The sequence below is a fragment of the Formivibrio sp. oc-25 genome (genome assembly GCF_055810895.1).
Genome location: NZ_JBVVOL010000085.1, coordinates 1 through 1,274 on the forward strand (window position 1 = coordinate 1; position 1,274 = coordinate 1,274).

Below are 1,274 nucleotides of genomic sequence, written 5' to 3' on the forward strand. Positions count from 1 at the left end.
TGAGGTAGCCTGAATTCCGTAGACACGCCTGTTTGGTAAAATCTGAACCAACAGGAGTGCGAAATGAGCAAGAGAGTAACGCAAAGCTATGCCCCGGAATTCCGGGCAGAAGCGATTAAGCTGGTGCTTGAACAAGGATTTTCGGCGGCAGAGGCGGCCGCACGGCTGAACATGAATCAGGGCACGCTAGCCTATTGGGTCACACAAGCCCGTAAGACCGGCAAAAACACCCCAGCTAAGGCAGAGGCGCAAAGTACTGCCGAATTGGCGGCAGAGAACAGGCAGCTACGCAAAGAGCTGGCCGAAGCCCGGATGGAGTGCGACATCCTAAAAAAAGCGACGGCGTACTTTGCCAGGGAGTCACTGCCCGGTACGCGTTCGTGAAGCAATGGCGAAGCCAATACCCGGTCAAGCTGCTGTGCCGGATTCTGGCGGTATCGCGCTGCGGGTTTTACGCTTGGTTGAAACGGCCACCTTGCCGACGTGCGCAGGAGAACGAACGGTTGCGCGTGGAAATTCGAGCGGCGCATGCCAAGACACGCCGCACCTACAGCGCCAAGCGCCTGCAAGATGAACTGGCAGAAGAAGGCATCAAAGCGGGTCGAGACCGGATTGCCCGATTGCGGCGAGAAGAAGGTATCCGCTGCATTCAGAAGCGCAAATTCAAAGCCACAACCAACTCGAACCACAGCCTGCCGGTGGCAGATAACCTGTTGAATCAGGAGTTCAAGCCCTGCAGGCCGAATGAAGTTTGGGTCAGCGACATCACCTACATTTCGACGGATGAAGGCTGGCTGTACCTGGCGGGCATCAAAGATGTATTTACCTGCGAGATCGTCGGCTATGCAATGGGATCGCGCATGACGCAGGAACTGGTCAGCCAAGCCCTGTGGAAAGCGGTGAAATGGAAACGTCCGGAAGCGGGCTTGATCCTGCATTCGGATCGGGGCAGCCAGTATTGCTCGCACAGCTATCGCAAGCTGGTTGATCAATTCAAACTGCGGGCCTCCATGTCGCGGCGTGGCAACTGCTACGACAACGCGCCGATGGAAAGCTTCTGGGGCAGCTTGAAGAACGAGTTGGTGCATCATCACCGATATAGCACCCGGCTAGAGGCGGAAGCGTCGATCCGGGAATATATCGAGATTTTTTACAATCGCCAACGGCGCCACTCGCGCCTTGGCAACGTGGCGCCGGCTGTGTTTGCACAAAAATTCAGCAAGCAGGCGGTCGGTATTTGAGCGAGGTGTGTCTTCGGTTGTCAGGACAGGTCA

The 1,274-nt window shown here is 56.3% G+C and carries 1 protein-coding gene; it reads left to right on the forward strand.

The window, feature by feature from the left end; genetic code table 11:
- The first annotated feature begins 63 nt into the window (after positions 1–63).
- Positions 64–1,241, forward strand: a protein-coding gene (locus AC0KVQ_RS16420; RefSeq protein WP_473422273.1) for an IS3 family transposase whose coding sequence is annotated in 2 segments (ribosomal slippage) — positions 64–328 and positions 328–1,241 — 1,179 coding nt in all. Because the reading frame shifts where the segments join, the coding sequence is not laid out codon by codon here.
- Positions 1,242–1,274 lie beyond the last annotated feature (33 nt).